The following is a 6,112-nucleotide window of genomic DNA, read 5'->3' on the forward strand; positions in this document are numbered from 1 at the left end:
CGGCGGCCAGCGCGTGGGGGGCGTGCTCGGTCATGGTGCAACCATGCGGCGCGTGATCACCGCACCGGCGGCTCGACGCGCCGTCGGCCCGGGCGACGGACGGTTCAGCCGCGCGCCGCGGCCAGCGCCTCCCGCAGGTGGCCGCGGTTCTCCGCCAGGAGGCGGGCCGCCGTCGGAGCGTCTACGCCCGCCAGGATGCTCAGGATGGCGTCCTTCACCTCGCCGCCGGAGCCGGCCAGGGCGCGCTCGATCTCCTCGTCGGTCGCGCCGGTGGCGAGGGCGACGATCCGGCGGGAGCGGGCGCGGAGCTTCTCGTTGGAGGCGCGGACGTCGACCATGAGGTTCCCGTAGGTCTTGCCCAGGCGGATCATCGTGATCGTCGACAGCATGTTGAGGACGAGCTTCTGCGCCGTGCCCGCCTTCAGGCGGGTGGAGCCGGTGATCAGTTCCGGCCCGACGACGATCTCGATGCCGTGGTCCGCGGCGGCGGCCAGCGCGCTGCCCGGGTTGCAGGCGAGTCCGATGGTGAGCGCGCCGAGCCGCCGGGCGTGTTCGACCGCGCCGATCGCGTAGGGGGTGCGGCCGGACGCGGAGACGCCGACCACCGCGTCCTCGGCGGTGAGAACGAGTGCGTCGAGGTCGGCGCGGGCCAGCTCCGCGGAGTCCTCCGCGCCCTCCACCGAGGTCACCATGGCCGGCGGGCCGCCCGCGATGAGGCCGACGACCTGGGCGGGGTCGGTGTTGAAGGTGGGCGGGCACTCGGAGGCGTCCAGCACGCCGAGCCGGCCGGCGGTTCCGGCACCGGCGTAGACCAGCCGGCCGCCCCGGCCCATCCGGGCGGCGACGGCGTCGATCGCGGCGGCGATCACCGGCAGCTGCCGGGCGACCGCGCCGGGCACACCCGCGTCCTCCCCGTTCATCAGCGTGGCGATCTCCAGCGTGGACAGCCGGTCGATCTCGGCGAGTTCGGGCCGGAAGGCCTCGGTGGTCAGGCTGTCGAGCTGGGCTCGCAGGTCGGGGGAGCCGGTCGTGCCGGCGGTGCCGGCGGTGGCTGAGGCGTCGGAGGTGTCCGGGGCGTCGGTGGTGTCCGGGACATCGGACGTGTGGGCGGCGTCGGACGTGTGGGGGGTGGAGGTCATGGCGTGCGGCTCTTCCCTTGCGGACGGTGCGGTCCTGCGGACGGTGCGGTCCTTACGGACGGTGCGGTGTCATCTGCGATGCCGGTGCGCCAGCGCTTCGTACGACGCCGACAGCGCCGGCGCCGCCGTCTCGTACGTCCGCTGCGCCACCCCCACGAACAGGCAGTCCACGACCAGGAGCTGGCTGGTCCGGGAGGACATGGCCGCGGGGCGCAGTTCGGTCTCCCGGGCGATGGACGTGGTCAGTACGTGGTCGGCGTACTGCGTGACGGCGGAGTCCGGCCGTCCGGTGATCGCGACGGTGGTCGCCCCGCGTTCGAAGGCGGCCCGCAGCGGCTCGATGACGTCGCCGGTCGACCCGGAGTGGGTGATGGCGAGCGCGACGTCGCCCGAGCGCAGCTGGACCGCGTTGGTCACGGCGAGGTGCGGATCGCTGTGCGCGTGGGCTATCAGCCCGATGCGCAGCAGCTTCTGGGTGAGGTCCTGGGCGACCAGCCCGGACGCGCCCACGCCGTACACGTCGACGCGCCGGGCGGCGGCGAGTGCGGTGACGGCGGCGCCGAGCTGGGTGGTGTCCAGGGCGGCGGCGGTGTCGGCGAGGGTCTGCTGCTCGTCGTACGCCAGCTTCGCGACGACGTCCGCGATCGGGTCGTCGACCGCGATGTCGGTGGTGATGGCGGGCGCGCGGCCGGACTGCTGCTGGGCGGCGAGCCCGGCGAGGGCGAGGCGCAGATCGCGGTAGCCGGGGTAGCCGAGCAGGCGGGCGGTGCGGACGACGGTGGCCTCGCTGGTGCCGGTGAGTTCGGCGAGTCCGGTGACCGTGAGCGCGGCGCAGCCGGCCGGGTCGCCGGCGACGGCCTCGGCGACGCGCTGCATGGAGCGGGTCATGGAGGGGGCGAGGGCGCGCACCTTGGCGGCGAGCGCGCCGGGTGCGGGCGGCGGACCGCCGAAAGTTTCCTTCACATGCCTGGGCACCCTTGAAAGATATTTTCGGCTCCGAGTCCCGGTCAAGAGTGCGCACAATAGGGGCATGGACCCCATCAGCCCCATGGAGCAGGCACTGCACGCTGCGCGTGCCCTCGTGCTGGCCGATCTCGTCGCGGGCGAGGTCGCCGAGGCGGACGTCGTCTCGCTGGTCGAGGACTCCGTCGCGCAGCGGCGCTGGTGGGTGGAGCAGTGGCCGGACGGCGCGGACTTCGTGGCCGGGCTGGTCGCCCAGGACGTGCAGGACGCGCTGCTCGACCGGTACGGCCGCTGGCCGCTGTGCCCGGTGTGCGGCTCGGGCGGCCCGCACGCGCTGGACGTCGAGCCGGAGCTGGGGCCCGACCCGCACTGGGTGTGCCACAAGGCGGGCGTGAAGGTCGCGTCGATCGGCTCGCTGGGCTCGGCCCTGGGCGGGACGTCCTCGTCGTGACGGTGTACATCGATCCGCCGGCCTGGCCGGGCCACGGCCGCATGTGGTCCCACCTGGTCAGCGACGTCTCGTACGACGAACTCCACACCTTCGCCGCCGCGCTGGGCGTGCCCGCCCGCGCCTTCGAGCGCGACCACTACGACGTCCCGGCGCACCGCTACGCCGACGCGGTGCGGGCCGGCGCGGTGGAGGTCACCAGCCGCGAGGTGGTGCGCCTGCTGCACGGCGCCGGCCTGCGCCGCCGCAAGCGCCACTCCCGGGCGGGTCAGTCCCGCAGCTCGTAGGCGAACAGCTCGCCCTCCGCCTCCACCTGCCGGAAACCGGCCCGGGTGACGACCCGTTGGGACGGCAGGTTCGCCCGCTCGACGGTGGCGAACAGCGACCGTACGTCCGTCCTGGCCAGCGCCCACTCGGAGAGCGCCCGCAGCGCCTCGGTGGCGTAGCCGCGGCCCCGCGCGGAGGTGGCCAGGTCGTAGCCGATCTCGGTACGGCCCTCCTCGTCCGGCGCGGTGTGGAAACCCATGCCGCCGACCGCGCGGTCGTCCTTTCGCCGCACCAGCACGAACAGCCCGAACTCCGGCCGGTGCACGCCCGTCTCGTACGCCTTCAGGGTCATCGCGGCGGCCTGGCGCGTGCCCTCGTACGGCCCGCCCTCGACCCAGTCGAACCCGCCGTCGCCGCCGGTGGCGAGGTCGGCCGCGGCGGCCGGGGTGACACCCTCCAGGGTCAGCCGCCCGGCGGGCAGGACCAGGTTGTTGCTCCACAGCCAGTCGGTGACCGGCTCGCGGCCGGGCAGGTCCCCGCGCCCGGTGGCCCACAGCAGGGTCGGCCAGGGGGCGGGGCCGGGCCGGACCTGCGGGAAGATCCGTGTGAGCGCGAACTCGGCGAGATCGGCGGGCGGTTCGTACGCCACACCGAGGCCCGTCGCGATGTCATACGTGTGCAGCAGCGTCTCCGTGACGCCCATCGCGGCGAAGCCCTCGCGGTTCGCGCTGCGGAAGGGGAACGGGTGGAAGGCGCGGGCCCGGGGCGGGGTGCTGCGCACGGCCATGGCGAGCAGGGTGCCGGTGGTCTCCAGCACGTCGATCAGACCGGCCGGGTCCGTGCCGTCCTCGAAGGCGAGGTCGAAGGGCGCGTACGCGTCCATGTGCCGTCCCCGGCCCGCCAGGTGACCGGCGTACGCGATCAGTGCGTTCGCCAGGTGCCCGGCCGTGCGGCGGCAGTTCCACTCCAGACCGCCCGCCCGGGTGCTGTCCCAGTCCGCGTCCGCCGCCGTCCGCAGCAGCCGTGCAGCGTCCGCCACCGCCCGTTCGACGGCCTCGGCCGCCCGTTGCCCGCACACGTCAGTCATGCCCGGCAGGCTAGGGCAGCGCTCGCGCTCAGGACGACAGCATTTCCAGCTCGGCCGTGAGGTTGTAGCGGGCGGTCGCCTCCCAGTGCTCCGCCCCGTAGGGGGTGCGGAACAGCCGGGGCAGGGCCAGCAGCTCGCGCAGGATCGCGGCGCGGCCCGCCCGGAAGGCGTCGGCGGGGACGAAGCCGTACTCCTCGCGCACGGCGGCGGTGTAGGCGGCGTACCCGGACGGCGGCGAGGCGAGCACCGCCAGGTCGGCGTCGCACAGTACGTGACCGTTGCGGTCGTCGTCGGCGGGCGCGTGCCCGGCGGTGAGCCGCACCAGCCGGGCCACCTCGGCGGTCCTCTCGTCCGGCAGCCCGGCCTCGGCCAGCGCCCGCTCGGCGAGCCGCGCCGACCGCTCCTCGTTCTCCGACCGGTCCGGCAGGTACACGGCGTCGTGGAACCAGGCGGCCAGCCGCACCAGGTCCGGGTCGTCGGCGTACTCCGCCAGCGTGTCGACGTGGTCGAGGACCGCGGTGAGATGGGTGAGCGTGTGATAGCGGCGCTGCGGCTCCTGCCAGTGGTCCAGCAGCCGGTCGGCGTACGGCGACGGATCCGGACCGTCACCCGGATGCCGGGCCCGCTGGAGCGAACGGACGAAGCGGGCGCGCAGCTCGTCGAGATCGACCATGGAGGCATTCTCCCGCGTGGCGGCGCCCCCGGCGCCTAGCGTGGCCCCATGACCTCTACGACGGACGTACACGAGGAACGGGACCCCGAGCTGCCCGGACGGCTGCTGACGATCGAACGGGACGCGCTGGTCCCGCTGCTGCGGAGCCGGCCGGACGAGGACTTCGCCCGGCCGACGGAGGCCTGTCCCGGCTGGACGGTACGGGACGTGCTGGCGCACTGTTCGGCCGCGCTGATGCGGGTGGTGGAGAACCGGTTCGAGCCGGGCGTGTTCTCGCCCGAGTCCAACGACCGGGACATCGCCGAACGCGCCGGCTGGACGAACGCGCGGGTCGTGGACGAGCTGGAGCGCGGGATGACCGAGGCCGGGCCGGTGATCGCCGAGGCCGGCGGGGCGCTGGACATGGTCGCGCTGGGGGAGTGGGTGCACGCGGGTGACGTCCGTGAGGCGCTCGGCGAGCCCGGGGCGTACGCCGGTGCCGGGCTGCCGCACGCCCTCGGCCTGCTGGCCCGGCTCACCTGGGAGCGCGGGCACCTCCCGCTCCACGCCGACCTGGACGACCGGGACGAGCCGCTGCTGCTCGGCGAGGTGAACGGCACCCGGCCGCCGGCCCGGTTCATCGGGAGCGGACCGGTCCTCGTGCGGCTCTACGCGGGCCGCTCGACGGCGGGGCGGGACTACGAGCTGGCGGGTGTGGAGCCGGGCGAACTCAACATCTTCGGGTGAGGGCGGCCCCGTACAGGCGTAGTCTTTGATTGGACTAGACCTGTAGAGCCGTAGCGCGGCTGACGAATGCCGACGAATGGGGTGTCATGAGCAAGCGTGCAGTCCTGGAGGTGATCGCCCTCGACGTCGAGGACGCGATCGCCGCCCAGGCCGGAGGCGCGGACCGCCTCGAAGTGATCACCGACATCGCCGCCGACGGGCTCACCCCGCCGACCGGCACCGTCACCGCGATCCGCGCCGCCGTCGACATCCCGATGCGGGTGATGCTGCGGCTCGCCGACGGGTTCGCGGCCGGCGACCCCGACCGGCTCGTCGGCCTCGCCCACGAGCTGCGCGGCGCCGGGGCCGACCAGTTCGTGCTCGGGTTCCTCGACCCGCACGGCGAGGTCGACGTGTACGCCGTGGAGCGGATCGCCGCCGCGCTCGACGGCTGCCCGTGGACCTTCCACCGGGCCATCGACCACGCCGCCGACCGCGACGCCCTGCGCAAGCAGCTCGACGGCCTGCCCGGCCTGGACACCTACCTCACCGCCGGCGCGGCGACCGGCGTCGACGACGGACTCCCCACCCTGCTCGCCGAGGCGGCGCGGCGCGGCGAACCCGGCTACGAGCAGCAGGTCCTCGTCGGCGGCGGCCTCCGCCTCGACCACCTCCCCCAGCTCCTCGCCGCCGGCCTCGACGCCTTCCACATCGGCGGCGCGGCCCGCCCCCAGGGCTGGGACGGACCGGTCTGTCCGGCGGCGGTCGCACAGTGGCGGAAGGTGCTGGACGCGGGCTGAACCGGAGACCGCCTAGCGCGTGTCTCTTTG

The 6,112-nt window shown here is 74.5% G+C and carries 8 protein-coding genes; 4 read left to right on the forward strand and 4 right to left on the reverse strand.

Annotation, left to right across the window (positions count from 1 at the left end):
• Nucleotides 1-104: 104 nt before the first annotated feature.
• Together murQ and CCN42_RS26820 are read right to left on the reverse strand one after the other, a co-directional pair.
• Nucleotides 105-1,139 (reverse strand): N-acetylmuramic acid 6-phosphate etherase, encoded by a 1,035-nt coding sequence (murQ, locus tag CCN42_RS26815; protein ID WP_086739457.1) that lies wholly within the window; start codon nucleotides 1,137-1,139, stop codon nucleotides 105-107.
• A gap of 69 nt (nucleotides 1,140-1,208) precedes the next feature.
• The gene (locus CCN42_RS26820; protein WP_086739459.1) at nucleotides 1,209-2,114 is read right to left on the reverse strand and encodes a MurR/RpiR family transcriptional regulator; all 906 of its coding nucleotides are present in this window, start codon (nucleotides 2,112-2,114) and stop codon (nucleotides 1,209-1,211) included.
• A 55-nt stretch (nucleotides 2,115-2,169) separates the two neighbouring features.
• On the opposite strand from CCN42_RS26820, the gene CCN42_RS26825 reads away from it, so the two are divergent.
• Nucleotides 2,170-2,553, forward strand: coding sequence for a hypothetical protein (locus CCN42_RS26825; RefSeq protein WP_086739461.1), 384 nt, complete (start codon nucleotides 2,170-2,172; stop codon nucleotides 2,551-2,553).
• Nucleotides 2,550-2,837, forward strand: coding sequence for a DUF4031 domain-containing protein (locus CCN42_RS26830; RefSeq protein WP_086739462.1), 288 nt, complete (start codon nucleotides 2,550-2,552; stop codon nucleotides 2,835-2,837). The genes CCN42_RS26825 and CCN42_RS26830 overlap by 4 nt, the downstream gene beginning before the upstream one ends.
• Here CCN42_RS26830 and CCN42_RS26835 read toward each other — a convergent pair.
• Together CCN42_RS26835 and CCN42_RS26840 are read right to left on the reverse strand one after the other, a co-directional pair.
• On the reverse strand, nucleotides 2,819-3,904 hold the full coding sequence (locus tag CCN42_RS26835; protein WP_086739464.1) for a GNAT family N-acetyltransferase: 1,086 nt from the start codon (nucleotides 3,902-3,904) through the stop codon (nucleotides 2,819-2,821). The two genes, CCN42_RS26830 and CCN42_RS26835, sit on opposite strands and share 19 nt — an antisense overlap.
• Before the next feature lie 28 nt (nucleotides 3,905-3,932).
• On the reverse strand, nucleotides 3,933-4,577 hold the full coding sequence (locus tag CCN42_RS26840) for an HD domain-containing protein (protein WP_086739465.1): 645 nt from the start codon (nucleotides 4,575-4,577) through the stop codon (nucleotides 3,933-3,935).
• Nucleotides 4,578-4,625: 48 nt separating this feature from the next.
• Here CCN42_RS26840 and CCN42_RS26845 point away from each other — a divergent pair, with 48 nt between their 5' ends.
• Both CCN42_RS26845 and CCN42_RS26850 read left to right on the forward strand, forming a co-directional pair.
• The gene (locus CCN42_RS26845; protein ID WP_086739467.1) at nucleotides 4,626-5,303 is read left to right on the forward strand and encodes a maleylpyruvate isomerase family mycothiol-dependent enzyme; all 678 of its coding nucleotides are present in this window, start codon (nucleotides 4,626-4,628) and stop codon (nucleotides 5,301-5,303) included.
• Between the two features lie 86 nt (nucleotides 5,304-5,389).
• Complete coding sequence (locus CCN42_RS26850; protein WP_086739468.1) at nucleotides 5,390-6,082, forward strand: copper homeostasis protein CutC; 693 nt, start codon at nucleotides 5,390-5,392, stop codon at nucleotides 6,080-6,082.
• The last annotated feature ends 30 nt before the right edge of the window (nucleotides 6,083-6,112 follow it).

It is taken from the genome of Streptomyces glaucescens, assembly GCF_002154375.1.
GTDB lineage: Bacteria > Actinomycetota > Actinomycetes > Streptomycetales > Streptomycetaceae > Streptomyces > Streptomyces glaucescens.

Bases quoted from the DNA above. Each gene is read 5' to 3' on its own strand.
- murQ (WP_086739457.1), bottom strand. From the start codon at position 1,139: ATGACCTCCACCCCCCACACGTCCGACGCCGCCCACACGTCCGATGTC.
- CCN42_RS26825 (WP_086739461.1), top strand. From the start codon at position 2,170: ATGGACCCCATCAGCCCCATGGAGCAGGCACTGCACGCTGCGCGTGCC.
- CCN42_RS26835 (WP_086739464.1), bottom strand. From the start codon at position 3,904: ATGACTGACGTGTGCGGGCAACGGGCGGCCGAGGCCGTCGAACGGGCG.
- CCN42_RS26840 (WP_086739465.1), bottom strand. From the start codon at position 4,577: ATGGTCGATCTCGACGAGCTGCGCGCCCGCTTCGTCCGTTCGCTCCAG.
- CCN42_RS26845 (WP_086739467.1), top strand. From the start codon at position 4,626: ATGACCTCTACGACGGACGTACACGAGGAACGGGACCCCGAGCTGCCC.
- CCN42_RS26850 (WP_086739468.1), top strand. From the start codon at position 5,390: ATGAGCAAGCGTGCAGTCCTGGAGGTGATCGCCCTCGACGTCGAGGAC.